This window comes from Algoriphagus taiwanensis (genome assembly GCF_036245645.1).
Taxonomy (GTDB): Bacteria; Bacteroidota; Bacteroidia; order Cytophagales; family Cyclobacteriaceae; genus Algoriphagus; species Algoriphagus taiwanensis.
Genome location: NZ_BTPE01000017.1, coordinates 37520 through 62619 on the forward strand (window position 1 = coordinate 37520; position 25100 = coordinate 62619).

At 42.9% G+C, this 25100-nt stretch carries 26 protein-coding genes; 6 read left to right on the top strand and 20 right to left on the bottom strand.

The window, feature by feature from the left end:
• The first annotated feature begins 162 nt into the window (after positions 1-162).
• The 3 genes from AAA938_RS18150 (at position 163) to AAA938_RS18160 (ending at position 4047) form a co-directional block, all read left to right on the top strand.
• On the top strand, positions 163-2007 hold the full coding sequence (locus tag AAA938_RS18150) for a histidine kinase dimerization/phosphoacceptor domain -containing protein (protein WP_338230185.1): 1845 nt from the start codon (positions 163-165) through the stop codon (positions 2005-2007).
• Complete coding sequence (locus AAA938_RS18155; protein ID WP_338230186.1) at positions 1983-2612, top strand: response regulator transcription factor; 630 nt, start codon at positions 1983-1985, stop codon at positions 2610-2612. Before AAA938_RS18150 ends, AAA938_RS18155 begins: the two co-directional genes overlap by 25 nt.
• 133 nt (positions 2613-2745) lie before the next feature.
• Complete coding sequence (locus AAA938_RS18160) at positions 2746-4047, top strand: hypothetical protein (protein ID WP_338230188.1); 1302 nt, start codon at positions 2746-2748, stop codon at positions 4045-4047.
• A 38-nt stretch (positions 4048-4085) separates the two neighbouring features.
• On the opposite strand, the gene AAA938_RS18165 is transcribed toward AAA938_RS18160, so the two are convergent.
• From AAA938_RS18165 to AAA938_RS18180, 4 genes are all read right to left on the bottom strand, one after another.
• Positions 4086-5480 (bottom strand): MFS transporter, encoded by a 1395-nt coding sequence (locus tag AAA938_RS18165; RefSeq protein WP_338230189.1) that lies wholly within the window; start codon positions 5478-5480, stop codon positions 4086-4088.
• Between the two features lie 63 nt (positions 5481-5543).
• Positions 5544-6521 carry an FAD-dependent oxidoreductase gene (locus AAA938_RS18170; protein ID WP_338230190.1) on the bottom strand — a complete coding sequence of 326 codons (978 nt, stop codon included), beginning with the start codon at positions 6519-6521 and terminating at the stop codon, positions 5544-5546.
• Between the two features lie 9 nt (positions 6522-6530).
• Positions 6531-6884 carry a DUF2200 domain-containing protein gene (locus AAA938_RS18175; protein ID WP_338230191.1) on the bottom strand — a complete coding sequence of 118 codons (354 nt, stop codon included), beginning with the start codon at positions 6882-6884 and terminating at the stop codon, positions 6531-6533.
• Between the two features lie 6 nt (positions 6885-6890).
• Positions 6891-7847: a tetratricopeptide repeat protein gene (locus AAA938_RS18180; protein ID WP_338230192.1), complete on the bottom strand. Its 957-nt coding sequence runs from the start codon at positions 7845-7847 to the stop codon at positions 6891-6893.
• 69 nt (positions 7848-7916) lie between these two features.
• On the opposite strand from AAA938_RS18180, the gene AAA938_RS18185 reads away from it, so the two are divergent.
• Positions 7917-8855 carry a hypothetical protein gene (locus AAA938_RS18185; RefSeq protein WP_338230193.1) on the top strand — a complete coding sequence of 313 codons (939 nt, stop codon included), beginning with the start codon at positions 7917-7919 and terminating at the stop codon, positions 8853-8855.
• Between the two features lie 104 nt (positions 8856-8959).
• Here AAA938_RS18185 and AAA938_RS18190 read toward each other — a convergent pair whose 3' ends face one another.
• The 11 genes from AAA938_RS18190 to AAA938_RS18240 all read right to left on the bottom strand — a co-directional run bounded on the left by AAA938_RS18190 (position 8960) and on the right by AAA938_RS18240 (position 19279).
• Positions 8960-9301 (bottom strand): L-rhamnose mutarotase, encoded by a 342-nt coding sequence (locus AAA938_RS18190; RefSeq protein ID WP_338230194.1) that lies wholly within the window; start codon positions 9299-9301, stop codon positions 8960-8962.
• A gap of 89 nt (positions 9302-9390) precedes the next feature.
• Positions 9391-10206, bottom strand: a complete 816-nt coding sequence (locus tag AAA938_RS18195; RefSeq protein ID WP_338230195.1) for a TIM barrel protein — start codon at positions 10204-10206, stop codon at positions 9391-9393.
• The gene (locus tag AAA938_RS18200) at positions 10203-11231 is read right to left on the bottom strand and encodes a zinc-binding alcohol dehydrogenase family protein (protein ID WP_338230196.1); all 1029 of its coding nucleotides are present in this window, start codon (positions 11229-11231) and stop codon (positions 10203-10205) included. The genes AAA938_RS18195 and AAA938_RS18200 overlap by 4 nt, the downstream gene beginning before the upstream one ends.
• Before the next feature lie 129 nt (positions 11232-11360).
• Positions 11361-12293 (bottom strand): aldo/keto reductase, encoded by a 933-nt coding sequence (locus AAA938_RS18205; RefSeq protein WP_338230197.1) that lies wholly within the window; start codon positions 12291-12293, stop codon positions 11361-11363.
• Positions 12294-12408: 115 nt separating this feature from the next.
• Entirely contained in the window at positions 12409-13302 is an 894-nt protein-coding gene (locus AAA938_RS18210; RefSeq protein WP_338230198.1) for an NAD-dependent epimerase/dehydratase family protein, read from the bottom strand.
• A 163-nt stretch (positions 13303-13465) separates the two neighbouring features.
• Positions 13466-13876 (bottom strand): cupin domain-containing protein, encoded by a 411-nt coding sequence (locus tag AAA938_RS18215; RefSeq protein ID WP_338230199.1) that lies wholly within the window; start codon positions 13874-13876, stop codon positions 13466-13468.
• A 42-nt stretch (positions 13877-13918) separates the two neighbouring features.
• Positions 13919-14662: a DUF3667 domain-containing protein gene (locus AAA938_RS18220; protein WP_338230200.1), complete on the bottom strand. Its 744-nt coding sequence runs from the start codon at positions 14660-14662 to the stop codon at positions 13919-13921.
• A gap of 222 nt (positions 14663-14884) precedes the next feature.
• Positions 14885-17260 (bottom strand): arylsulfatase, encoded by a 2376-nt coding sequence (locus tag AAA938_RS18225; RefSeq protein WP_338230201.1) that lies wholly within the window; start codon positions 17258-17260, stop codon positions 14885-14887.
• 162 nt (positions 17261-17422) lie between these two features.
• Complete coding sequence (locus AAA938_RS18230; protein WP_338230202.1) at positions 17423-17992, bottom strand: TetR/AcrR family transcriptional regulator; 570 nt, start codon at positions 17990-17992, stop codon at positions 17423-17425.
• 51 nt (positions 17993-18043) lie between these two features.
• Positions 18044-18916 carry an alpha/beta hydrolase gene (locus tag AAA938_RS18235; RefSeq protein WP_338230203.1) on the bottom strand — a complete coding sequence of 291 codons (873 nt, stop codon included), beginning with the start codon at positions 18914-18916 and terminating at the stop codon, positions 18044-18046.
• A 6-nt stretch (positions 18917-18922) separates the two neighbouring features.
• A complete protein-coding gene (locus AAA938_RS18240; protein WP_338230204.1) occupies positions 18923-19279 on the bottom strand; it encodes a hypothetical protein in 357 nt (118 codons plus the stop codon).
• Between the two features lie 37 nt (positions 19280-19316).
• Here AAA938_RS18240 and AAA938_RS18245 point away from each other — a divergent pair, with 37 nt between their 5' ends.
• A complete protein-coding gene (locus AAA938_RS18245) occupies positions 19317-19454 on the top strand; it encodes a hypothetical protein (RefSeq protein WP_338230205.1) in 138 nt (45 codons plus the stop codon).
• Between the two features lie 223 nt (positions 19455-19677).
• Here AAA938_RS18245 and AAA938_RS18250 read toward each other — a convergent pair whose 3' ends face one another.
• The 5 genes from AAA938_RS18250 to AAA938_RS18270 form a co-directional block, all read right to left on the bottom strand.
• Positions 19678-20553, bottom strand: coding sequence for a formate/nitrite transporter family protein (locus tag AAA938_RS18250; RefSeq protein WP_338230206.1), 876 nt, complete (start codon positions 20551-20553; stop codon positions 19678-19680).
• A gap of 244 nt (positions 20554-20797) precedes the next feature.
• Positions 20798-21631 carry an agmatine deiminase family protein gene (locus AAA938_RS18255; protein ID WP_338230207.1) on the bottom strand — a complete coding sequence of 278 codons (834 nt, stop codon included), beginning with the start codon at positions 21629-21631 and terminating at the stop codon, positions 20798-20800.
• Positions 21628-22137: a hypothetical protein gene (locus AAA938_RS18260; protein ID WP_338230208.1), complete on the bottom strand. Its 510-nt coding sequence runs from the start codon at positions 22135-22137 to the stop codon at positions 21628-21630. The genes AAA938_RS18255 and AAA938_RS18260 overlap by 4 nt, the downstream gene beginning before the upstream one ends.
• 181 nt (positions 22138-22318) lie before the next feature.
• A complete protein-coding gene (locus tag AAA938_RS18265) occupies positions 22319-23920 on the bottom strand; it encodes a hypothetical protein (RefSeq protein WP_338230209.1) in 1602 nt (533 codons plus the stop codon).
• The gene (locus AAA938_RS18270) at positions 23886-24464 is read right to left on the bottom strand and encodes a hypothetical protein (protein WP_338230210.1); all 579 of its coding nucleotides are present in this window, start codon (positions 24462-24464) and stop codon (positions 23886-23888) included. The genes AAA938_RS18265 and AAA938_RS18270 overlap by 35 nt, the downstream gene beginning before the upstream one ends.
• A gap of 285 nt (positions 24465-24749) precedes the next feature.
• Between AAA938_RS18270 and AAA938_RS18275 the strand changes: the two genes are divergently transcribed.
• The coding region (locus AAA938_RS18275; RefSeq protein ID WP_338230211.1) for a hypothetical protein at positions 24750-25100 on the top strand (351 nt) is incomplete at its 3' end.

The window sequence follows — 25100 nt, forward strand, 5'->3', positions numbered from 1 at the left end:
AAGCCCCTAGATTTTCCTTTTATTCCCCTTTAGAAAAGACAGAATATTTGGAGTGAAAAGATTTTATTGGCTTAATTTTTCCTGAAAAACCCCCTGATTATTAATTAATTTCTATTTTGGATAAAATTCAACCTTCATTCCGATCCCCCAAATCCCATGAAGATGAAGCTAGTTTTTTATCTGCTCGTTTTTCTTTTGGTATTTTTTTCTGCTGACTTGGCAAAAGCCCAATCTGATTCGGAGTTGATTCTCGAATTGAAGCAAAAGCTACAAAGTACAACTTCTGATGAGGAGGTCGTCGGCTTGCTCAATGATATCGCTTGGGAATATTATTATCAGGATTTTGATAGTGCCATGCATTTTGCCAACAGAGCGCTGGCAATGGCTGAGGAAATGGAAAGCGTCTACTGGAAATCTGTCTCCTTGGAGATGAAGGCCATTTTGATGGAGCTCTCCGGGAGATTTGAGGAGGCTATTGCCCTTTATCTTGAGGTAATCCCTCTTAGGCAGGAAGTCGGAGGTGAAGGCTTGGAAAACACTTACAACAACATGGCAGCTCTATTTCAAAATCAGGAAAACTATGAGCTTTCTCTCATTTATTTTAAGAAGTCACTGGAGATTGAGGAATCCAGGAAAAACGAGGCCGGTATCGCGGCATGCCTGATCAATTTGGGGATTTCGTACAAAAATCTGAACCAATTGGATACCGCTGGGGTGCTTTTTCAGGAAGCAAACAAAATCTCTGAGGCCATTCAAGACTCCATACTGATCGTTCACAGCAGCTTGAGCTTGGGGGATTTTTATGGTAAAAAAAGTCAATTGGATTCAGCCAGATTTCACTATGAAAAAGCAAGGAAATTGGGTTTGGCTTCAAAAGACTACAATTCTGTGGGAGTAGCACTTCAGGGGTTGGGAACTCTTGAGCAAGTAGAAGGGAGATTGGGTAGAGCCTTGGAATATCTCAATCAGGCGGAAGAATATTTGGATAGGGTCAAGAGTTTTCTTGGGCTAAGTAATCTCTATTATCGAAAAGCACAGATTCTCAAAGACGATGGAAAGCCCGAGCAGGCCAATGAATACTTTGAAAAACACATAACACTGAATGATTCCCTAAGGACCATGGAAATACTCCGGCTCACAGCAGACATGGAGCAAAAATATGAGTCGGAAAGAAAGGAAAGGCAAATAACAGAACTTGAGCTGCAGGCTGCCGAAAGGGAACTTGCAGCCCGGGCCAACCGAACCAGACTGGGAACACTGGCAATCATCGCTCTTTTACTCCTCCTGTTGGGAGGATTTTATGCCTATCGGTATAAAACACAAAGAAGAAACGCGTTGATTTTGGGCGAAAAGAACAGGGCGATCCAAGTAGCCCTGCAGGATAAGGAAGTACTGCTGAGAGAAATCCACCATCGGGTCAAAAACAACCTGCAAGTGGTCAGTAGTCTTCTGAGTATCCAAGGCAGGGAGATCGAGGACGCCAAAGCTTTGGAGGCTGTGAAAGAAAGCCAAAACCGGGTCAAATCTATGGCCTTGATCCATCAGTATCTCTATGGAGAGAATGATCTGAAAAGCATCAATATGCAGGAATATGTAAGCCAACTCAGTCAGAATCTTTTTGACACTTATCGATTGGATCGGGACTTAGTTACCTTACACTTGGAGGTAGAACCAATCCATTTGGATGTAGATACGGCTGTTCCGGTTGGGATTATTTTAAATGAATTGATTACTAATTCCCTGAAATATGCTTTTCCGGAAGGGGAAACCGGAAATCTTCAGGTTAAATTTTTGGAGAAGGAAGATCTGCTGATTCTCCAAGTCAAAGATGATGGTGTTGGAAAAAAGGCCAGCCAAAACTCAGGGACTAATTTCGGAATGAAGTTGATCAAGGCCTTTCAGCATAAACTTGGAGCTTCGATTACTATCGAAACTGAGGATGGCTATAGTGTCACCTGTACCATTGGAAAATACAAGCGCATATGGGTAGAAAATATCGCATCCTGATCGTGGAGGATGAGCCGCTGATTGCAGAGGACATTCGGGGTTATTTGGAAGAAAGCGGCTTTGAAGTACAGGGGATAGCCCATGAAGGGGAAGAAGCACTTCAGCTATTGCAAGACTCTCAGCCTGATGCACTTTTGTTGGATATTAACTTAGGAGAGGGAATGGATGGGATTACCCTAGCCGGTGAGATCAGAAAGCTCTACCAATTTCCCTTTGTTTTCCTGACCAGTCATGCAGACAAAGCGACGCTGGAGAGGGCCAAGCAGACCATTCCGGCCGGATATCTCCTGAAGCCCTTTGATGGTAACAGCCTCATGACTTCTCTGGAAGTCGCCATTTTCAATTTTGAATATGCAAGGCAGGGTAACGATTCCATGGATTTAGAGAAAATCAATGAGGTCTTGCCCAATGCCCTCAGCGAAAGGGAATTGGAATTGGTAGAATTGCTAAAAACCGGGAAAACCAACAAAGAAATCGCTGAAGAACTTTTTATCTCGGTGAACACGGTCAAAACCCACCTTCAGCATCTCTTTGAAAAGCTCGATGTCAAAAACCGGACACAGGCACTTTTCCGGATCAAAGAACTGAAAGAAAACCTTTTATAGCATTTATTTTGCCTCTTTTTCCATAGGAAGAAGATTAAATCACCCATTTGGGTGACCCTGATTCGCTCCGACATTTTCAACTTGAAGCATTGATTTTGTTCCAAGAGAAATGGTGGCTATTCGGAAGTCTAAGTTGTTTACCTATTCCTTTTCTTTGATTCTCTGTGAATTGAGTGAAAGTGTTCTTCTTTTTTCAGGAGTTTTTTTATTCGCTTTTGGTCAAGGGGAAGCCATCGGGGTGATTGGCTTGTTGGATACGTTTTTGCTTTGTTGTTTTGCAATCGGTAATGCACTGACCGATAGTTATCATAATTTTTATGCAAGGACAAAGCACCACAGCCGGCTTCCCCTTGCCAAAAGTGTCTTCAATCGCTCCATTCGGATTTTTTTGTCCCGCGGCTTGAGAGTGTTTATCCTTACCGCTTTGTTGGGTTCTTTGTTGAGTGGGTGGATGTCGAGCGATTCGATCGAAATGCTCCTCGAAAGCCTTCCTTTGCTCCTTATTTTGGTGCTTTTGTTTTTTCTGGGTTTGAGCCATCATGCGCTCTTGGTAGGCATGGGGCAGCTCAAGACTGTTGGTGTCCTGGCCTTGATTTCCATCTTGGTCAATACCGGATTGGTCTTGGGCCTTCAGACCTTAAGCTGGGAATGGTTCAATCCGGTCAAAATCGTATTGATTTCAGGTATTCTATCTGAACTGATTTGGGTGATTCTTCTTCGATTTCAGGTATACCAATGGTTCAAGTCGGTGCCTTCTGTACCCCGAAAATCATTTCGAATAGACCAAGTATTAGTCAGGGCGGCATTTCTGCCAGGATTATCCGTGTTCTTTTTTTATCTCTTCACCTACTTGTTTATGGGGTACCTTACCATTTGCTGTGCCAGCTCCGAAGTGACTTATTTTTCTATGGTTTTTGCTTTGTGGAGTGTGATGATGGCTCCAGCCAACGGAGTCTATGAGGCGGCTCTTCATCTTTTTTCCAATGAATGGAGTAAAGGGAATCTGGAAAGATTTGAAGCCATCCGACGTTCGGTTTCCGTTCTCTCTTTTCTCCTGAGCCTTGGTGTTTTTTTCTCTCTTTTTTGGGTCTTAATTTACACCATGCCTGATGATCGATATCTATGGTCTATCCTGATCCTGCTCCCGGGGCTTGCCTTGCTAAATAGCCGAACCAAGTTTGGTTTCCTTTCTCTTTTCGTTCAAATCAGAATCCGTCGTTTTTCCCAACTAAAAGTGATCTATGCGCTATTGGTATTTGGGTTGATGGGGGCAGGATATCTGTTTTTTGAAATGAATACTCTCACCTTAGTCTTGAGTCTGGTATTGGGCCAAGGGGTGTTATGTTTTCTTTTGAATAAAGAGCTTCGTTGGGAAAATTTACTGATAGCCCCTTTTGCCACCTTTCCTCAGTTTAAAAGTGAGTGGTCTAGGTAAGTATCCTATTGGATAGGGATTTTTCAGAAAAGATGGACTCAGGATTTAAGATTTTCCCCATCCCTAAAATGAAGCCTTCTAAAAACCAGACCTGAGATGATGGTCAAGCTTCCTATGATCAAAAAGGTATAGCGGAAAGCTTGGTGGATTTCACTTTGGACGAGCTTTTCATCTCCTTCAAAAAGCTTCAGTATCAATAATCCCAGAGCCACCCCAAAGCCTATGGACAACTGCTGATTGACCGAAAGCAGGGAGTTGCCGCTGCTCGTGTGATAGGGTCGTAGGTCTGCAATGGCAATGGAATTCATCGAAGTAAACTGAATGGAATTGAAAAATCCCAAAATGGCGATGATAGGCAAGTGCCAATAGATGGACGCTTCCAGGCTTGGAATAGCAAAAGAGCAAATCAAGCAACCGATCAGGAAAGTGTTATACATCAATGTTTTTCTGTATCCTATCCGGTTCAAAATTCCCATCACCACAGACTTGCCAAGCATAGCGGTCAGGGCCATAGGAGCGACTATCCAGCCCGAAATCACAGCAGACTTTCCATAGGCAATCTGAATCATCAAGGGCAGGAGTAAGGGAACTGAACTGATTCCCAATCGGGTGGCGAGATTACCAAGGATACCGACCCGGAAGGTTCTTACCTGGAAAAGGTCCAATGGAAACAGTGGGTTGTCCTCTCGCCTTGCATGGCGGTAATAGAAATAGAGTAAAAGAAAGCCCAAAAACACTCCAATCAGCAAGGGGGTGAGTTGGACCGACTCTCCCAAAAGCTCAAGGGAAATGGAAAGGATAAAAGTGGCTGCTCCAAAAATCAGAAATCCTCTCAGGTCAAACTCTGATGAAGGAGAATAATAATCAGGCAGAAATTTCAGACTGAGCAAAATACCAAGGACAGCGATGGGGAGATTGATCAGAAATATCCATTGCCAAGACAGATAGTCCACCATATAGCCTCCCACTAATGGTCCCAAAATCGGTCCGATAAGGGCTGGGACAATGGCAAAATTCATCGCTTGCACCACTTCGTTTCTGGGAAAGGATTTGATCAGTGTCAGTCGGCCCACAGGCGTCATCATGCTGCCCCCCACTCCCTGAATCACCCGGGAAAGCACCAGCTGATTTAGATTTTGGGAAAGAGAACAGAATAGTGAACCTAAAGCAAAGACCATCAATGCCCCGATAAAAACCCGCTTGGTGCCAAATCGGTCCGCCATAAATCCACTGATGGGCATCAGCAAAGCCACAGTCAGCACGTAGCTGATGATGGCATTTTGCATATTCAGCGGAGACTCATCAAGGTCATAAGCAATGGCAGGAAGGGAGGTGTTTAGGATGGTGGAATCCAGCATCAGCATAAAGATGGCCGTAGCCAGAATGATTGGGAGAATTCGTTTTTCCTTGGAGTTTAAAGAGGTGGGATTCATTTGATTTTCGAAGAAAAATAAAGGGTAAACTACGGTAGTTAAGGAAATTAATCTCCTTTGGGTTCATTTCTTTTTCCCGGCAATACCATCCAATGAAGTCTTGGAATTACCGAGGATTTGTGCCAACTCCAATGCACATCCCCAAGCTACGGTGTATCCTGCTCCTCCATGTCCGTAATTGTGAAAAACAGAGGGGAAATCCCGATCAAATTCAAACCTCACCGAGCTTCGCTTGGGTCTCAGCCCCACCACAGTTTCCAGAATTTTTGGTGGCTCCCCTATCCCGAATCCCCGAAGTCGGGATAGGATTCTTGAAGTATCCTCGGGGTCTTCTTCTTCATTCCAATCCTGATCATAATCGGTACCTCCTATAATGGAATCACTGCTTCTTCCGATGATGTAAGAAAGTGCACCTTTTTGCGTAGGGTCGGCAAAGGAGGGGATATCCAGCTTTTCTGCCCGCAAAATCTGACCCCGCATAGGATGCAAATCCTCGTCTTTACAAAGTGCTTTGGCTCCCAAACCAGTACAATTCACCACCAGGGAATCTTGAGAAGCTATTTCTTCCAGGCTGCTGAAAGTTCTCAATTCAAAGCTTCCGCCCTGATTCAGGAATTGATCAAACAAATAAGGAAGATAAAGCGGTGGTTCGGTCAGGGGTACATCTGCAATCAGCCCTTTTTTCATTCCTTTTGGGAGCTCATCCCATGTGGCTTCTCTTACCGTTCCTGCAGGCAACTGATGAATCCATTCCTCGTCCTTCAGGTCTTTGTAGGCATTCAAGAACGAAATCATCGATACCCCCGCAGCATATTCGGACTCTTTTTCATAGCGGGCATAGCTGACTGCTGCCCATCGATCCACTTTTTTTCTGGGCTCGATAGTGTAGGGAAACCACACCGCGCCGACTTTATGGGATAGGGTAAAATCGAATTTCTCTTTGGCAAAAAGGCGAACATCAAAACCTGCCTCTTGTAGGGCTATGGCAGAAGTAAGTCCAATAATTCCTGATCCGACTACAGTGACCTTTCTGGCTTTCATTCAGAAGTATTATGCGGTTCTAAGGATCTTTTCCATCTTTTTTCCTTTGGCCAATTCGTCTACCAACTTGTCCAGGTAGCGAACTTTCTGAGTCAAGGGATTTTCGATTTGCTCCACCCGGTATCCACAAATAAGTCCGGTGATCAGATGGGCATTGGTATTTAGGTCTGCCTGATCAAAAAAATCATGAAAGCTGACTTTTTCATGGATTAATGATTGAATCTTCTCTTTCGAAAAGTTGGTGAGCCAAGTGATGACTTCAAGAAGTTCTTCTTCTGATCTTCCCTTTTTCTCCACTTTGGTCACGTAGTGGGGGTACACAGAGGAAAATGTCATTTTGGCGATTCTTTCGTCGGAATTCATATTCGGCTATTTAGATTGAAACCATCGAATCCAGTCCTGTTCAGCAGCGATATAGCCAAAAGAGGCAAAAGAACTAGTTTCCAGCAATCCCTGCATCATCTCTTTGGCTCTGGCCGTGTCCTGATGATACAGATACCAATTGGCCACACCGTAGCGAACCGCATCATTGGAGGGATTTCCTCCCGGACCTTGCTGGATGAGAGAATCCACCGGAATCCAGCCCTTGTACAAGTGGCAAAGATCGGCATAGCTTTGATTTTCGATCACGGTAGAATCCTTATGAATTGGAGCCAAAAGCGAATCCGCTTTGGCTGGATTGCCGAGTCGCTTCTGAATCATATACAGCCAATGGGTGCTGGAGACAATATTGTCGTAATGCGAACCGCTATCCCGGCATTTGAGATAAGCCTCATAGGCTTTCTCGTAGTCTCCAACCAGATAATAAGCCAGGCCCAAATGGTAGTAAATATTGCCATGGAGGGAACTGACTGGGATGTTCAGGGCATTGGGCATGCCATCCGGCTCGATTTCATTTTCGGTTCCCTGAATCAATTCAGCGGCTTTTTCTAAGTCTGAGATGGCTTTTTCATATTCCCGAATGGAAATGTATCGATGACCCCGATGGCGGTAAAGTTTGGGTTCGTTGGGGAATTTTTCAATCCCTTGGGAAAATATCTGTATGGCCTGATTGTACTGACCCAAGTAGGCTGTCCTTCTCCCATACCAAATCAAGGCTTCGACATCTTCTGGATTAGCATTGTAAGCTACTTTTGCTTCTTGGTATTGGGTTTGGAGTTTTTCGGAAGGGGCAGGGATTTCATAGGTTTTCCCGATAGGAGTTGTAAATGTACTATCCCCAGATATTGAATTGCCAGTCTCTGCTATATGGCTAGTGCAGGAATGGGTGATCACAACAAAAAACAGAAAAAAGACTTTTAAAGTCAGGTGTTCATAATACTTCATATGCCGTATGGAATGCTTGAGTTCTTTAAAATAATTTTGAATTCATCTTCAATTTAACAACTCAGCACCATGAAAAAAATCGGATTACTCGCGCTTAGTCTGTATATAGGCTACAGCTCATTTGCCCAGAGCCCATATGATCAGGTAGATTTTCTCAAAGAAGGGAAAGCAAACGTCAAAATGGGTGGAAAAGTGGCTAAATCCTTTGTGGAAAACCCCACTTTTATCAACGATTACTATTTCAATCAGGCCACTTTCATGAAGGGGGAATCCCAGGCAAAACCAGTAAGTAATGCTGCTTCGGTCTTTTCTGATGTCACCTTGTTGGGGATTAGCCCCGAAGGAATGCAAAAATTGGTAGAGGAGCTATATATCCACATGGTGGGTGAGTTGGATAAAATTGGATTTAAACTGGTGGATGGAGATGCTCTTTTGCAAACCAAGGCTGCTCAAGATCAGATCGCAAAAGGGAAGAATAATTTTATGATAGGCCAGACTGGAGACGAACCCATTTTTGATAAGCAATCGGCATTTGATATTGGAGTTTATGGGGTAAAGGAACGTTTGTATTTCCGTCCAGCTGGCAAGAATGTTTATGTTTTTACCGGCAATATTCCCGGGACTTTTTATGGGAAGGTGGCTGCTGCCGAAAAAACGAATATGATAAGCGTGGGATACAATATTACGTTTGCCAATTTTAAGGGATCCTCCACCATCAGTTCCAATAAGCTGAAAACTCAGGCTGGGTTGGAAGTTACCCCTGTGATTCAGTTGGTAAATCCAGACGGGCTGTTTACTTGGATTACTTTTGGCCAATCCTATGAAGGAAAGAATGATTGGAGTGAAGGCTTGATAGAAACTGACAAGAATGATGGATCATATTGGGGAATTTCTTCCAATGCTGCCTATTCCCTTGTGGCCGATGAGGCAAAATACTTGGATGAGCTACGGAAAATAATCATGGCGATGCAGGTGGATATTGCTGCCGCGATCAAAGCCGAAATGTAAATCCTTTTTTCCGCCAGGAAGGAAGGGGACTCCTTCCTGGCTTATTTAGTTCATCAAAAATTTACAAAAAGTAAATCAATCAAGAAGAATTCTATATCGGAAAATTAAAGTCCAGACTTGAAAATCCGATCCATGAGCACCCATTTTTCTCCGGGTTTGGCCCAAGGCAAAGGTTGCTGAAATCCCAACATCAACTCCTCCCACTTGGCAATGATGGGATTTGCGGCGTCCATTTCTGCCTTTTTCTCGAAAGTAAACTCATCCACTGTTTCCAAAATCATAAACATGCGGTTGCCTGTTCGGAAGATCTCAATATTCAATATTCCACAGTCAATGTCATGCTGAGTCACTTCCGGCCAGGCGGCTCCCGGAGCATGATGGGCTTCATATTTTTTGATAGATTCCGGATCATCGATAAGGTCGAGGGCAAGGCAAAATCGTTTCATGAGGAGAAGTTTGGAAGTTGGGGAGAATGGGAGTTGGGAAGTATGGAGGTAAGGAGGTATGGAAGTTAGGAAGTCATTGTGCCATATATCTAGCGAAAGTATTTTTTGAATTGCTTGATGGTTTGTTTTGCTGCTTCGTCCGGACTGGGGTAGGGGAAAGCTTCTGCAGAAATGTAGCCGGAATATTCCGATTCTTTCAGGGCTTCAGCAATCGACTTCATGTCCGTATGACCCAAACCTATCGGTCTCCGATTGGAATCAGCGAAATGAACATGTCCGATTTGTTTGGCATTTGTCACTAGACTATGAGGGAGATTTTCCTCTTCGATATTCATGTGGAAAAGGTCAGCCAAAAGGCGAATTGCTTCCAAGTGATTTCGCTCCAAAAACTCACTTCCTGACTGAAGGGTATTTATGAGATTGCTTTCGTATCGGTTCAAGGGTTCATAAATCAAGACAACCCCAGCAGATTTTGCGGTTTTTTCCAATTCTGAAAGCCCCTCGGCCAACAAGCCTAAGGTTTCTTCTTTAGTATGTCCTGTAGAGAAATTTCCCTGCATGGAACCGATGATCGCCGGAGCACCAAACTGAGCTCCGAAATCGATCATTTCTTCGATATAGCCAATCGCCCTTTTTCGGATTTCGGGATCAGGGTCGGTTAGGGTCAGGCCTTGAAGTACCTTCCCGGCACCCGTTCCCACTGCCGCAAGTTTGAGTCCGTAATGCTTGAGCTGGTCTTGAAGGTGGTTGGCATCCAGATCTGAACCCGATCGGGTAAAGAGTTCTACTCCGTCAAAACCCAATTCAGCAGCTTTTTTGAGGCTTTCCTCCAAGTTGTGCCAAAAGATCCATGGACCGATGGACATGCTATTGATAAGATTAAGCGTAATGGCAGATTTGATCATTGGTCTTCGAGATTGAGCATGATTTTAATGATCCCTTGAGGATTGCTGGCCCATTCTATGAGGGTGGCGGGGCCTTCTTCGATTGAAATGGTTTTGGAATTAACTGCTTCCACCGGGAATTTGCCGGATTCTAGGTATTCGATCACCTCGGGGAAGTCGGTTTTGCCCACACAATTCCTCGAACCCAAGATTTCAATTTCTTTTTGGACAAACAGCGAAGTGTTGAACTCCACAGGAGCTTTGGCGTAGCCGATGCAGACTACCCGGCCCAGAAAAGCCACTTCTTCCACCGCACTTCGGTAAGTATTTGGGCTTCCAACTGCCTCGATAATTACATCCGGGCCATCTCCATTTGTGATTTCTTGTAAGCGCTCGTGGAGGTTTTCTTGACTCGGATTAATGGTGTGGGCTACGCCGATTTTCCTCGCAACTTCCAGTTTGCTTTCGTCCAGATCGATGGCAATGACCTGAGCGCCTCGATTGACAGCGGAAGCCACAGCTCCCAGTCCCACGATTCCGCAACCTAAAACCGCAACCCAGTCTTCAGCGCTTATTCGTCCTCGGTTGACAGCATGAAAGCCCACCGTCAAAGGTTCCACCAAAGCCAGTTCTCTTAGGCTCAACTTTTCTGAAGGAAATACATCCTGCCAAGGTGCCGTAATGTATCGCGTCATAGCCCCTGGTCGGCGAACTCCCATGGTTTTGTTGGTTTTGCAGGCATTGGGCTGGCCTTTTCGGCAGGCTATGCAAGTGCCACAGGCGAGGTAGGGATAAAGGGTAACCCGAGTTCCGATAGAAAGGTCCTCTGGGACTTCAAGTCCTTTTTCTACAATCGTTGCTCCGACCTCATGGCCGAGGATATTGGGATATTCCTGTAGGGGGAAAAGTCCTTTGAACCCGTTCAGATCTCCTCCGCAAAATCCCACCATTCCTACCTCAAGTAGTACTTCTCCCGCTTTTGGGCTCGGTTTTGGGATTTCCAGAACTTCCGATTTTCCGACTTCGGTGAGAAAAAGAGCTTTCATTTGGATTTATGATTTACGAATTCAGATTTACGAGATTTTTAATAACTACAAACCCTTCTTTAGGGAGCCTAACTTTACAACCTTACAACTTTACAACCTCTTTTTTCTCTCTCTCCGATTCCTGCCTGCTCAAACATTATTCTCCGCTTTCCCTTCAAACCACATTCGGTTTTTGACCGGCTCGACAAGCGTGAGGATTCGATCTATTAATTCAGAGGGGATGTCTAAATCCACCGCTTCCAGATTTTCCCGGACGATTTTCACTTCGCACATGCCCACGATAGTCGTAGCAATAAGCGGATGATCCATCGCAAAGCGCAGGGCCACTTGACTGAGTTTATACCCATAACTTTGGCAGAGCTCTACTAAAATGGGTTGCATGGCTTTCACCTCATCCGGTGAGCGATGCCAAGCAGGAAGGGAAGCGTCCGAAAGGATCCGCTGCATCAAAGGAGCAGCGTTCATCAATCCAAAATCCATTTCCTGAGCCAGCGGCACCAATTCCTCATTGATCTCATCCTCGAGCAGATTGTAATGGGCCCAAGAAAGCACGGTGTCGGGATTGGTTTCCCGGGCAATCTGCGCCAAATACCGGACAGGCAAACCCGTAATTCCCCAAAATCGAGCTTTCCCGGATTTAACTACCTCTTGAATGGCAGGAACTGCTTCCTCCAAAATGACTTGTTTGTCCACAAACTCAATATCGTGAAGCTGAAATAAGTCCAGGTAGTCGGTTTTCAGCCGAGTGAGGGATTCATCGATGCTTTCCAGGATTCTTGTTCTGGAAAAGTCAAAGTGTTGAAGATCATACCTCCCGCATTTGGAGGCCAAAATGATATCTTTTCGTTTTCCTTCCAGAGCTTTTCCCAATCTGCTTTCTGCTAGAGTTAACCCGTAAAATGGTGAAACATCAAAGAAATTGACCCCATGATCCAAGGCTAAGTGCACTGCTGAGATGGCTTCTTTTTCATCCACCGGATCAAATACATTGCCCATAGGGGAGGCACCAAAGCCTAAAATGGAGACTTCTAGTTCGGTTTTGCCAAGTCTGCGGTATTGCATTGGATAAAAGCGCTGAGTGAATAGGTTAAAGCAAAATAGAAGATTTTCCCGAAGAAGGAATCCTGTGAGAGGAGGATCGGTTAAAGTCGGGTTTATTGGTATAAAAAAAGGGGACTTACTCCCCTTTGACATATTTTCTCCAGTTGTGTTGCTCTTTGAATCCCAATACTTCCCGGATTTTCCGATTGGAAAAAAGCGCTTCGTGCTCATCCAAATCATGCTTTAGAGGTACTCCTGGGAAAAAGCGTTCTGCCAGTTCCTTGCTCGGAATGATTGCTCCATTATGGTCATTTCCAGCATTGAAGACTTGATAGCCCAAACCGTCCTTTTTCAGGCATAAATCCACAATCTGTCCCAAATCACGGGCATCGATGTAGCAAAAGGCATTTCTTCTTCTCACCTCAGGATGCTTGAAGTAATGAGGAAAAAGTTGCTGGTATTCGTGGGGCTCGATCACATTGCCAATCCGAAGGGCATAAATATCCACTCCCGTTCTGCGCTGAAAAGCCCGGGCAGTTTGCTCATTGACTACTTTGGATAGCCCATAGCTGTCCATGGGATTGACGTCGTATTCTTCATCAAGAGGCAGGAAAGCCGGGTCGGTTTTTCCATCTGAGAAGCAAATCCCATAAGTCGTTTCCGAAGAAGCAATGATGATCTTTTTGATGCCAAGTTTGACTGCGGCTTCGATCACGTTGTAGGTGCCGACGGTGTTCACTCGGAAAGTTTCATTGTCGGGTTTGATCAGAATGCGTGGCACTGCGGCAAAGTGCACAACCGCGTCAAATTTGGGCACCCCAGTCCCGGGTTCCATTTCATCAAATCCCGCATACATACTCATCGCATTGAACATCTGTCCGGAATCGGTGATGTCCGCCGTGAGATTATCCACTCTGGGATGATTCAAAGGGGTCAAGTCTACATTGAGAACTCGGTGTCCTTGGTCAAGCAGGTAGGGGATGACGTGTTTTCCGGCTTTTCCGGAGCCTCCGGTGAAGAATATTCTCATGGTGAATTTTTGTCTTGGATTAAGGTTTTATTTTTAAAAACGAAAATAGAAATAAATACTTGGCTCTTAGTGAGTAAAACAGAAGATGCTTTTAGGTTTTAGCCTTGAGAAGCAACAATTACAGTTGTATCCCTGAAAATTCTTAATAAGAACCATTTCAAACTTATTCCTTAACTACAATCAGGGTATCCTCCGTTCCGGCATAGAAGACAACGATTTCGGCGGGCACATTTCCCTCATTTTTTCCATAATGCACTTGATTGACCAGCTCGATGATGGGATCTCCGGCTTTCATCTTTAGTGTATTTCCTTTCGAGTCCACCACGGTCAGTTCACCGCTGAGCAAAACGCCTGCGTTGATGACCGGGTGATAATGTTTGGGCAATTCGGAGTGGGGAGGAATGGTCACTTTCACAATGGAAATCTTCGGCTTGCCCGAGGGATAAGCTGGAAGAGAGTCCCCGTTCCAGGATTGGAAGGACTCAATCAGGACTTGGGAACTCGGAGCTTCCGTATTGTTTTTGTGGCAGCCGAGCAGTGAGAAAAAAAGAAGTGCTGCAAGGGAGTTTTTCATTGAGTTGGATGATTATTTGGTTTTTAGGTGTCTTGATTTGATTTATATTTTTGAAACCAAAATCAAGGTCAAACCGATAGTAAATACTCCAAAAAACAGGATCGAGCCCAAAATCTGAACCAGCAAACCCTTGACTATGGAAATTCCCCAACTTTGACCAAAAAGATCCCGATAGGCCCAAATCGAATAGGCATAGCCTACCACTAGGTAGATCAAATACAAACTCATATTGTCAAACAGCTCGGATACCAGAATGAAAGGTATGAAAATCAGTGTCATCTGATTGAAGATAAAGAGATTGGCTATAAACTGTTCCCAATAGGTAAGTCCTGACTTTTTGAAAAAAAGGTAGGAAAACAAAGCAACAAAAAACACGGCCACTGCAAACCAAAGGGAAAGGTAATCTATAAAGACAGACTGGTACACTTCGGAGAATTGCTGATTGAAAGCCTGCTGTTCCGGACTCAGGCTGGCAGATTCTGCTCCGCTCAAAGCCATATTTTGCTTGATCCAGAAGTCATATTTGATCGTGAGAAAAGCACTGATCCCTACCACAAAAAAGAAGTACCGAAGAGGATTGGTGATGGTGAGCCTATCCATATCGAGATATTCCCGGATGATTTTGCCCGGAAATTTAAACAAACCGATGACGGTGTAGACTATCCCTTGGTCCAGTTCAAAAATATCCAGAAAACCCTGCAGTAGATTGCGGAAAGTAAAGCGTCTTATCTTCTTTTCCTTGGTAATGACAGTCTCTTCGACTTCCCAAATTTTGAGTGGCTCCATGGTGGTTGATTTTCAGAGAAAAATAAAGAAATAATCCCAGCCTTTTGAGCTGGGAATAGGGGTTTGGGCCTGTTTTTCTGAAATTTATCTCTTCAGTCTGACTGGGATTTAGGATAGAAACCCCATGAATCATAGATGGGGCTGCATGGATAAGGGCTTCGCTTTTGTGTTTGTTATTTGGCTTGAATGACTGTAATGGGCTATACTTCAATGCCAGATATTTTATTCTATATCAAATATCACTTTGTGAAGGGTTCCGTTTTTAAAATTGAATTTGCCCATAGATTCATATTCTTCATTGACAGGTAGGCCTTCGTCTCTTCCGATATCGAAGGTTTCATGTCCTGTGAAAGCAGCATAGACAGTTGCGGTAATGTCCATTTCTCCTACTTTTTGGTCATTGATGAAGAATTCTACCAAAGACGGTCCATTAAGTCTTGCCTCCTTCATGGTGTGCTTCAAGGTGATTTTGACTTCACCAATCGGAATTTTTACGTTTCCATCGAAGTCATGCCAATAAAGCCCCAATGTGGAGTAGCTGTATCTCAGCCTGCCTTCTTTGATAAATAAGGCCTGACCTCCCAATCTCTCACCCACAGCGTAGATGACTCCTTCCGTTTGAGTGGTAGTTGTCATATAGGCGTTGATCTCGTAATTGGTGGACTTGATCTCCGGACCGGCAAGTTCGGGGACCCGATAGACGTTGGGAGTGAGTTCCCAGTGTTTTTTGGCTGCTCGCTGAGGATTGGACTCAGGCTGGAGAGACCTTCCCATGGAGCCGCCAATGGGAAACACATCGTATTTTTCTGCTTCCTTCCAGAAAAGCTCCTCCAATTCTTTGACTTTTTCAGGGTATTGATCAGCCAAGTTCACTGATTGGATTGGGTCTTCATCGACATTATACAATTCCCATTCTGTATTCAGAGGATCAAAGTTCTTTAGGGCTTCAGGATCTACGGTCCAGGGTACCCGGTAGGGTTTTCCGGAGATGGTCCATCCTTCATGGTATAGTCCTACAAAACCGGTCATTTCAAAGTATTGGGTGGGATGGTTGGTTTTGGCATCCGGATCATTCCAAGCGTAAGTCAGGGACTTGCCTGGGTATTCTTTTCGTTTTTGGCCGTTTACGTAGTCGGGTGTAGGCACTCCGGTCACCTCCAAAATGGTGGGAACGATGTCAGTGATATTTTGGAATTGCCTTCTCCATTCGCCGTGAGCTTTTATGGCTTTGGGATAACGAATGGCAGTCGCGGCAATAGTGCCGCCAAAATGCGAGGCGATTTGCTTGGTCCATTGGAAGGGTGTGGAAGAAGCATAGGACCATCCTACCGAATAGTGATTGGCAAGATGAGGCCCGCCCCACTCCTCAATTCCTCCAAATTCTTCCAGCTTTTCCAGTTGTTGTTCCATGGAAAGTGGAGGGAAGCCATTCTGGAACAATAATTCAGAAAAGGTGCCTGTAGGCGTTCCTTCTGCAGTGACTCCATTGTCCGCGGTCAAATAGATTACCAGAGTATTGTCCAGTTCTCCCATTTCCTCAAGTCGATTTATCACTCTTCCCACATGATGATCCACGTGCTCCATAAAGGCAGCATTGACCTCCATTTGTCGGGACAAATATTTTTTTCCTTCCTCACTGAAAGAGTCCCATTCGGGAATTACTTCTGGCCATTTTACCAGCTGGGCATTTTCAGGGACCAAGCCTAGTTTCTTTTGCCTTTCCAATAATTCCTGTCGGTAAGCATGCCAGCCTTCGTCGAATTTCCCTATGTACTTGTCTCTCCATTCCTCAGGGACCTGAATCGGGGCATGTACCGCTCCCGGGGCATAATACATGAAGAATGGATTGTCTCTCAGACCTTTCCAATTGTCCAGCCACTTGATCGCTTGATCTGCCAAACCATGAGAAAGGTGGAAGGTAGAGCCATCTGCATTGGTTTTGGGTGTTTCTATTGGGGTGGTGTTTTCATAGAGCAAGGGATGAAACTGATTGGTTTCTCCTCCTAAAAAGCCCCAGAAATATTCAAATCCCCAGATTCCTGTGGGCCAGCTTTCAAAAGGTCCTGCCGGAGAAGCTTCTTCCATTGGGGTGTTGTGCCACTTTCCAAAGGCGGAAGTGGCATATCCATTTTCGGTAAGAATTTTGGCGATAGAAGGGGTGCTGTAGTCGATCTGGGAGTTGTATCCAGGATACCCGGTAGCAAACTCGGATATGATTCCAGTTCCGATTTGGTGAATATTGTAGCCCGTCAAAATGGAACCACGACTCGGAGAACAAACGGCAGCTACCGAAAAATGGGTGTATCTAATCCCTTCATTCCCAATCCGGTCAAAAGTCGGAGTTTGCATGACTCCGCCAAAAGAAGAGGCATTGGAATAGCCCGCATCATCAAGCAGGATAATCAGAACGTTGGGAGCGCCTTCCGGTGCTTTGGGAGGGCCGATAAAATAGGGTTTGGAATCTACCAGCGTTTTTCCCTGTACCCCTTTCCATTCTTCATTGGGATAGGGGATTGAGTTTTCTGAAGAAGTTGGAGCGGGTTTTTGGCAGCTAAATAGGATTCCGATTAGTCCGAAGATGAGAGAAAGCTTTTTCATTGGTCTGGGTTATTGATACAAAAAAACAGGCAAGAGGACGGGGCTCTTGACACTTCTTTAAAATAGGAATTGAAATAGAAATTGTCTTGGACAGGGTTGTCTAATCTGGAGGATTTACCTCCTTTTTTCAAAAAAAAATTCAAGAAATCGCGGAGCTTTGGCCTACTTATTTTTTGGCGAAACAGACCCGGAGAAGAGGCCAAGGGTGTTTTCCATAATATCCATTGCCAAATCAATCATGCTTTTCACGGTAAATTGGTTGGGATCCAAACGGATATACCACGCATCGGTAAGGGTGTGGTAGAATTGGATAAACTCTTCATTGGAACTGCTGGAAGGAAAAAGACCCTTGATTTGAGGTAGAAGAACAGTGAAAGCCCGCTCGTTTGCGCTTTTGTAAAGTGAATAGAAATCCTCCTTCTCGGAATGCAAAAGCAGTTGGCGGTGAAAAAGTATCCCTTCTTTGTGGGAGTAAATGACCTCATAAAGATCCGGAATCAGATTCTTTACCTTCGATTCCAGTTCGATTACGTAGTCGTTAATTTTTTCCTTATGGAGGGAAAATAGCTCTTCCAAGAGCGCTTCTTTGGAATCAAAATGATAATAAAGGGAAGCTCTGGGAAGCTTGTTTTTCTCTGAAAGGGCTTTCAGGCTGAAATCGGGTCCTGCCATTGCAAATTCAGAGTAAGCTGCATTTACCCATTTTTCTTTGATCCCTTGTTCTAATCCCATAGCTGAATCTAAAATTCAATTTTTGGAAATCCTATTGAGAACTAATCCTTTTTAACGAATGATTAATTCTGATTTTGAATCGAGATATCCTAAGGACTGTAAAAACTCATCGGCCTTTCGAAGGGTCTTTTCATAAAATTCAAAATTCCGGTAATTGAAAAAGCCGTGAGGCTGCCCTTCGTAGAGGAAAAGCTCACATCGGCTTTCCACTTTTTCCATGACGGTTTGGTAGTATTTCATCGTTTCCACCGGGATCAGATTATCGTTTGTGCCTAGGAAAATGACCGTTGGGGGAGCCCCTTCTTGGATATTGTGGAGAGGAGAAAAGTCCTTGTAAGCTTCCCCAATGCGTTCAAATCCATATCCTCCCGGACCGTTGTCGATTACAGGATTGAAGAGGACCAAAGCAGCGGGTTTGCTGCTGACGTTCAGATCATCGGTTGGGTCATTGTAGCCATCGATCAGGGCTGTGGCTGCTGCCAAATGTCCTCCTGCCGAACCGCCGGAAGCGATGATTTTATTGGGATCGATCTGGAATTTATCAGCATTGCTTCGGATGAACCGCATTGCTGATTTGGCATCCTGAAGGGATTCAAAAGGGGTGGTTTGATTCCTCGAGCTTACCCGATATTCTGCCAAAAAACAGACGATGCCCCGCTCCGAGAAATACTTTGCTTGGGGCTCAAACTGAGCGGTAGTGCCACCCGTCCATCCCCCTCCAAAGAAGAAAACCATTGCTGGAAACCCGTTTTCATCTGGTTTTCCATCTGGGCGGTAAACTTCAAGGCTAAGCTCAAGGGTGTCTATGGTTTTGTAGACTACTTTTTCCTGGGCAACGGAGGACAGCGATAAAAAAAGACAAAAGATGAGACCTAGGATTGTCAGAACCAGATTAGTAAAGCGAAAGACTTTCAAAACCATCATATCCAATTATTTTTCAAAGCTAAATTCAATCGCGCGGGCTGTAGTGGAGGCAGTCTCCTCAGTGATCCCATACGGGAAGAATGTGTCTTTTCCTGCTTCCACAAAAGGTCTAAGATTCCCCTCTGCATCAGAAATATTCGAAAAATCGACTGTGTCGACCTTCAGAACAGTTTTGTCTTTGGAAAACAGGGTGACTTCAAATGTTACCGTGTAAATGTCCTTCCCGGAGTTGTTTTCGACCGTGAACAAAGCCACTTGGTTTTGTAACTTCATCAACTCCACGTGGATTGGATCTTTTTTGCAGGATGTAGCTAGGGCAATAAGTAGACTTGTAAACAGGAAGAGACTTACCTTGGATTTCATATCTATTTTCTCCACGATTGAACTTTCTCCAAGAAAAATGCAAAATATCTTGCTAAAAACCGCTATTGGTTTGGGCTTCGGTACTTGGATTGACTATGGATGGGAAGATCTAGTCAAAAGAGTTAATTCATCTGGAATGGAGTTGCTAATCCAGTTGGGAGAAGAAAATAAGTGAGAATAAAAGAGGTGGTTTCAATATTCTTAAGTGTTGTCCAACTAGATAATTGAATCCAGAAAGGATTTGGAAAAGGGCTTCAGCACTGTTTTTTTGAGAAAATGGAACAAAGCAGAAATTCTTTCTTTCATCAAAGAAGCATTTGGCAGACTGGGCGAAGGATTTAACAACTTCCTCCTCTTTGCTTAGAGCGATTAGGTTCACCAGTCACCTTCGCCCACTCTTATTTTCCGATATTGAAGACAAAAGCCCGGTATTTCAGCAAGGCTACGAATATCGCTCCTCCAAAGGCATTGCCCAAGAGAGCGGTGGATTGAAACGAAAGATAATCCACTAAACTCACCCTGTCAGACGTGATCATTCCAGTAAAGATTTCAATATTTCCTATAATACTGTGGTGCAAGCTTGCGAATGAAAGTACGGACGTAATCAGAAAAATAATCACGATTTTGCTGATCGTGTCTCTGACCGATGCCAATAACCAAGACAGCAAACCCATCAACCAACCAGCTACTATGGCACTGACAAAAATTACATGGATTTTTGCCTTGAGAATATGAAGAGCTATCGTCTCTACCACATGTAAATCGAAAATCTCCAATCTTGGCCCTAACCACACCAGAAGCATACCGATAAAATAGCCTCCCACAAGATTCCCGCTGATCACTAGTCCCCATAATTTGAGCATGCTGAGAGGAGATCTTTTCTTATTCAGTACAGGAAGGGTGAGCAAAGCCGTCTGTTCGGTGAATAAAATTGACTGGCCTAGTACCACAAGAATAAATCCCATGGGATAAACCAAGGCGATCATTTTAAAAATGGAATCTTCTTCCATCTTTCCTTCAAGAAAATAAAAAAGTGAGGCTAGCAGTAAATAGCTAAACCCAATTTCCATTCCTGCAGTAAGGGAACTGAGTAAAATACTGCTGGAGTTTTTATCATAGGTTTTTAGCGCATCCGTAATCTGATCTCGAAGAATCTCCCCGTGAGTCTTTGTCCCGTCTTTTTTTTCCTGAGAAGAGTTATGGATTTCCTTGTCTATTTCACGCTGACGTTCTTTTTCCAGCTGTTCGGGACTTTTCTCCTTTTTCCAGATCATACAGAATGGGTTAAGTAATCAATATAAGGCATAAACAGAAAGCTGAATAAACTGCAGAAAGAAACCCCGCATATTTTTTTCTGACGGATTGATTTTTTAAGTCTAAATGAAGACCTCTGCTTGGAATTCCTTGAATCCATACTTCTGAATTTGAATGGGAGGAAAGTATAATTAGGGGAATTTACCTTCATTTCCATGCCTTGGTTTATTTCCAGGTCTTTCTTAGAAAAGGGGAGACGAATGTTTATCTCAGAATATTCCAACTGATGCAATTCAGAATGCCTCCATCTTTTGCGAGCTCATTGGATTCGATAGGAATGATGGAGTCCTTAGGGAAAGCCTGCTCCAAAATCCGAATTACTTCTTGATCTTCCTTGAAGCCGAAACTAGGAACGAAGATTACCTTTTCCATCTGAAGGAAATTGATGTAATCCCCATTTGCGTGGCTATTACTTGTATTGTCGTAGACATTGTAGGGGAGTTTGATTACCTCCAATCCGGTGTTATGAAGGGCGATTTCGAAGGCCTCGTAGAACTTTTTGGGTTCTTTGGAATAGTCATTGGCCAAGATAGTTTTCTCGTCCACAAAACGAACCATCCCGTCCGCATGTCCGGTAAAATCCCCGGGTTGGGCAGGAATGAGAAAAACCCGATCCAATTCCAAAAGGTTTTTGAGTTCAGTCAAAAGTGCTTTTCTCTCCCAAGTGGGATTGTCTTCAAAAATCCGATCGGTCACAAAGGCCTGATGGGCAGAGCGCACCAAATTTCCCCCATCTAAAATGATCTCGGATTTCTGGGTTTGGATTCCCAAAGACTGGCAAATCCCATCGACATCAGATTTGGTCTTTTCATATTTTTTGAATCGAAGATAGCTAGGGTCGTATCGGAACTGGACAAACTTCTTTCCAACCTGAATCGGCATGTAATCCACCGCCCAAACATCTTTGGTGCCGGGTAAAAAGCCAAAATCAACTTTATGCTTCTTTAATTCCTTTTCCAATCGCGCATAAAACTCAGGATACTTCTTCGGAAGGGAAACAGCTAAGAAAAGGAAGTTGGTTTGGGAGTCGGGGGTCATTTTTTAGGGTTAATTGAAAAGGCATAATGTCTTTTATGCATATCATTCACTTGAGCATTTTTTCCCAAGCCCTTTCTAGGTCCTAGTGTAATGGGAAGAGGATCAAATGGCTTTTTGAAAAGCTTGGTTTGAATATTTCTTTTGAAAGCATTAAATCCGCTAAATAGGGTCATTGCACAGACCATAGGTCCTTTAATCTCCTTGTTTTGAGCAAGGTCATAAATCCCCCGGATCAAAATTCCGCCTTCTCCTTTGAGTTCAGGATTGTCCAAAGCGATATCAACTCCTGAATAATGAAAAAACCAATCTCCTGCCTTGGGTTGAATATGATTTCTACCATAAGTGGATTGATCAAAGTGTGTTTCTGATTTCCAGTAAAATTCAATCTCGGTCAATCGAAAAAGCTTGTCATCTTTTTGAATGGCATATTCTTCAAAAAGAGTCTTTGCAATTTCACCGAATCCGGCTTCATTTTCTTTGTCGGGGGTTATTTTTAGGAAGTCCATTTTTAGGGGATTTGATTTTGGCTGGTGTGATTAAAGAGAATATTAAAATCTCCTGAATAGAAAGGCATAGTTTCAAACTACGCATAGGAATGCGCAAACTACACTCAAAAGGGGGCTACGTCTAAATAGAGGCAAAGTACACTAAGTAGAGCTTTTTTGTTTTCGAATTCTGACATTAAGATTAAATGCTTCGTGTTGGATTACTTAATCTCAGATGTAATCCATTAATTGCTTCGGGTATAGCTCTTTGTGGACAGATTATAAGCCATAATCCCAAGATTAGCGGATATTCAATTAACAGGTTGGGTATGACTTTAGAATTAACAGGGTATTTTTTACTAGTTAAGTTTTCCCATCTCTCATTGATTCTTATATGTGGACTATAATTGGTTCCATTTTTTGAGTGAATTCTGCAAAATTCATTTTTTGAATCGGGGATATAAATATTTGAATGTTTCTTAGAGTATTGTTTCCAAATTTCTTGGCAAAGAGTTTTTTCCTCTCTATATACTAAATATGAAAAAAGTGGAATTGAGGACCATGAGATTGAATTATTACCTTTCCCAATTTCATCTTCTAATATGGGTTGAAATACCTCGAGGTTTTCTGATAGTTGATGCTCCAATACTTCCTCAATTTGTTTGTAAACAGAGGGGGTATTTTGGGAACATACTTTTAGCAGTAAGTCTTTTACAAGGCTCGAAAGGTTAGATTTTTTGATATCTTCTAACGCCCAAATATGTATTAGCGTTTGTATGAAAGCTGCTTCGCCCCAAATGTCTAAAACCGGCTCCTCTTGTTGGATAAATTCTTTTAAACCTTCCTCTATTTCCTTGGCTATTTGATTTTCCTCATTTTTTGTATCAAGCCAAAATAGACTCAAAACGCCAAGTAAGAGCGATTTTCTCCAATGATAGACTGCGAAATCTGTAATCGGATTTCCTTCTGACAGGTGGTAAGGTGATTTGGTAACCACTTCTTTCACCAAAAGCTCAAGATTCAACTTGATTATAGTGTTAACGAAATCTAATTGTTTGCGAATTTCTCTCGAATTCAAATCAAATCCGCATAATGTGGTAGCGTACATTGTCCAAGTGGTTACAATTGCCCAATGATTTTCTTTTTCAGAAAAGGTTTTTGTACAGATTGAAGTAAGCAAACTAGCACTATGAATTTTTCTTTTCAGACCAGAGGTTGAATTGTTCTTGGTGTAAAAAATATTTGTTAATAATGATTGAAATTTATCTGTTGGAAATAACTGATCACCTTCTGTGGTGAGGATTTCCAATAGTGTTTTAGTCTCAGTAACTTCTTTAGGCCAAAGATTATACTCTAGTTTTTTAGCCTCTTTAAGAAGAAAGCCCCTTGCCTTAACTTCTAAAATTCTTGAAGGATAACCATCGTCAATATTTTTCTGATTTTGATTTTCAATGGCCTGAATAACACTTTCCTCAATCTCCCCATTTGTAACAAGATATGATTTGTGGGATACTATATTTTTTCCTGGAATATGAATTTTTTGATTCATCAACTCGTGTAATTGGGGAGTAATTTTTCTATACTCATTTAGCGTCAGAATTTTGCCAGGGTTCCCCTTAAGTTGAAATGCGTGAACTATTCCATCTTCATCTACTGCAATAATGTCTTTTCCAAATTCAATTGGAGTATGTCTAGTGGAGATGAAAATTTCATATCCCAAATTGGATAGGATTTGACAAAAAATAGGTTGATACGTTCTCTCGGAGGCACTATCCAACCAGTTTTCTATTAGCTTCTCTAGCATGAGCCTCCTTTTGTTTTCTTTCTAATACTAAATCCATCCTTTTTCTCTGATCACTTGTTACCTTCATTCGTCTTATTTTTTTTAAAAGCTCTGAACCAACAAAAATCTGATGGTTTGAAAGGTCAAGATTTCCGTTTTCATCTAAAGTGAACTGGATTTTTTCAAAAGCTTGAATGATTGATTCATAAGGGTTTTCAAAGTTTGAAATCGTGGTTTGACCTGCTCTTGCAAGTGTTTTGTCAAGTTGATCAAATGCTATTCGTTCATACTTCTCAGCAGTTACCGTCGCTAAATCATAGAGTTTTGTGAAAACAGATTCTAGGGTTTCTGATGAAGGATCTAAAGTTAACTCCCATGAAATCTTACTAAACTCATTTTTATCCTGAAACCCATCATTTCTTTCAATTGTATGGCTATTTCCTTCATGTATTGGTGAGTTTTGAGCCTCTTTTAACATTGGCATTTGCTTTTTTTGAGCCCAATGATAAAACTCCAATTGGACCTTAAAAAGCCTTCTTTTAAAATTTGGAAGATCTGGTAGCATACGTTTATTATATCATATTCTATTTAAAAATTAGGTTTTTCAATTTCTTCTTTTTCCTTCGATTTATTTGAATTTAGGACTTTAGTACTATCTAAAAAAGAACATCTGTAAAGGAAAGAAAGTCAAAAATATGGACATTGTTGAAGTAAGCCCCCTGATTGGCTCAGATTCTCTTCAGCACCTTTAAAGTTTACTTGGAATCTGGGTGGAATTTAAGTCCCACCCAGTCTTTTAATTCCTACTCCATGACTTGTCCTGAATTGAGTTTACACAAAGTAAACTACTATGAAACGACAAAAAGAACAAAAAACAAGAGGAATAGGATCTCTGAGTTGGGCTGAACGGGAAGAAATGATCAAAGAGTATCTTTCGGAGAATTACTCAAAAGTTGAGATTTGGAAGAAATATACCGGTCAGTCGGTAGAGCATGGGAAAATGCTTCAATGGATGCGAATGTTAGGTTATTCTGATAAAATTGAAAATCCAATTAAAAGACATTTATCTTCAAGTTTCACCAAACAAGAACTACCCATTTTGGCAACTAAAGATACCCCGCAAGATCCAAGAGACCTTCAAAAACGCATCAAAGGGCTTGAACGGCAGCTTGAAAATTCCCAGTTGAAAGCCGAAGGCTAT

Coding starts and splice junctions, on each gene's coding strand:
- AAA938_RS18150 (WP_338230185.1), top strand. CDS start 163: ATGAAGCTAGTTTTTTATCTGCTCGTTTTTCTTTTGGTATTTTTTTCT.
- AAA938_RS18155 (WP_338230186.1), top strand. CDS start 1,983: ATGGGTAGAAAATATCGCATCCTGATCGTGGAGGATGAGCCGCTGATT.
- AAA938_RS18165 (WP_338230189.1), bottom strand. CDS start 5,480: ATGAATCCCACCTCTTTAAACTCCAAGGAAAAACGAATTCTCCCAATC.
- AAA938_RS18170 (WP_338230190.1), bottom strand. CDS start 6,521: ATGAAAGCCAGAAAGGTCACTGTAGTCGGATCAGGAATTATTGGACTT.
- AAA938_RS18175 (WP_338230191.1), bottom strand. CDS start 6,884: ATGAATTCCGACGAAAGAATCGCCAAAATGACATTTTCCTCTGTGTAC.
- AAA938_RS18180 (WP_338230192.1), bottom strand. CDS start 7,847: ATGAAGTATTATGAACACCTGACTTTAAAAGTCTTTTTTCTGTTTTTT.
- AAA938_RS18185 (WP_338230193.1), top strand. CDS start 7,917: ATGAAAAAAATCGGATTACTCGCGCTTAGTCTGTATATAGGCTACAGC.
- AAA938_RS18190 (WP_338230194.1), bottom strand. CDS start 9,301: ATGAAACGATTTTGCCTTGCCCTCGACCTTATCGATGATCCGGAATCT.
- AAA938_RS18195 (WP_338230195.1), bottom strand. CDS start 10,206: ATGATCAAATCTGCCATTACGCTTAATCTTATCAATAGCATGTCCATC.
- AAA938_RS18200 (WP_338230196.1), bottom strand. CDS start 11,231: ATGAAAGCTCTTTTTCTCACCGAAGTCGGAAAATCGGAAGTTCTGGAA.
- AAA938_RS18205 (WP_338230197.1), bottom strand. CDS start 12,293: ATGCAATACCGCAGACTTGGCAAAACCGAACTAGAAGTCTCCATTTTA.
- AAA938_RS18210 (WP_338230198.1), bottom strand. CDS start 13,302: ATGAGAATATTCTTCACCGGAGGCTCCGGAAAAGCCGGAAAACACGTC.
- AAA938_RS18215 (WP_338230199.1), bottom strand. CDS start 13,876: ATGAAAAACTCCCTTGCAGCACTTCTTTTTTTCTCACTGCTCGGCTGC.
- AAA938_RS18220 (WP_338230200.1), bottom strand. CDS start 14,662: ATGGAGCCACTCAAAATTTGGGAAGTCGAAGAGACTGTCATTACCAAG.
- AAA938_RS18225 (WP_338230201.1), bottom strand. CDS start 17,260: ATGAAAAAGCTTTCTCTCATCTTCGGACTAATCGGAATCCTATTTAGC.
- AAA938_RS18230 (WP_338230202.1), bottom strand. CDS start 17,992: ATGGGATTAGAACAAGGGATCAAAGAAAAATGGGTAAATGCAGCTTAC.
- AAA938_RS18235 (WP_338230203.1), bottom strand. CDS start 18,916: ATGATGGTTTTGAAAGTCTTTCGCTTTACTAATCTGGTTCTGACAATC.
- AAA938_RS18240 (WP_338230204.1), bottom strand. CDS start 19,279: ATGAAATCCAAGGTAAGTCTCTTCCTGTTTACAAGTCTACTTATTGCC.
- AAA938_RS18245 (WP_338230205.1), top strand. CDS start 19,317: ATGCAAAATATCTTGCTAAAAACCGCTATTGGTTTGGGCTTCGGTACT.
- AAA938_RS18250 (WP_338230206.1), bottom strand. CDS start 20,553: ATGATCTGGAAAAAGGAGAAAAGTCCCGAACAGCTGGAAAAAGAACGT.
- AAA938_RS18255 (WP_338230207.1), bottom strand. CDS start 21,631: ATGACCCCCGACTCCCAAACCAACTTCCTTTTCTTAGCTGTTTCCCTT.
- AAA938_RS18260 (WP_338230208.1), bottom strand. CDS start 22,137: ATGGACTTCCTAAAAATAACCCCCGACAAAGAAAATGAAGCCGGATTC.
- AAA938_RS18265 (WP_338230209.1), bottom strand. CDS start 23,920: ATGCTAGAGAAGCTAATAGAAAACTGGTTGGATAGTGCCTCCGAGAGA.
- AAA938_RS18270 (WP_338230210.1), bottom strand. CDS start 24,464: ATGCTACCAGATCTTCCAAATTTTAAAAGAAGGCTTTTTAAGGTCCAA.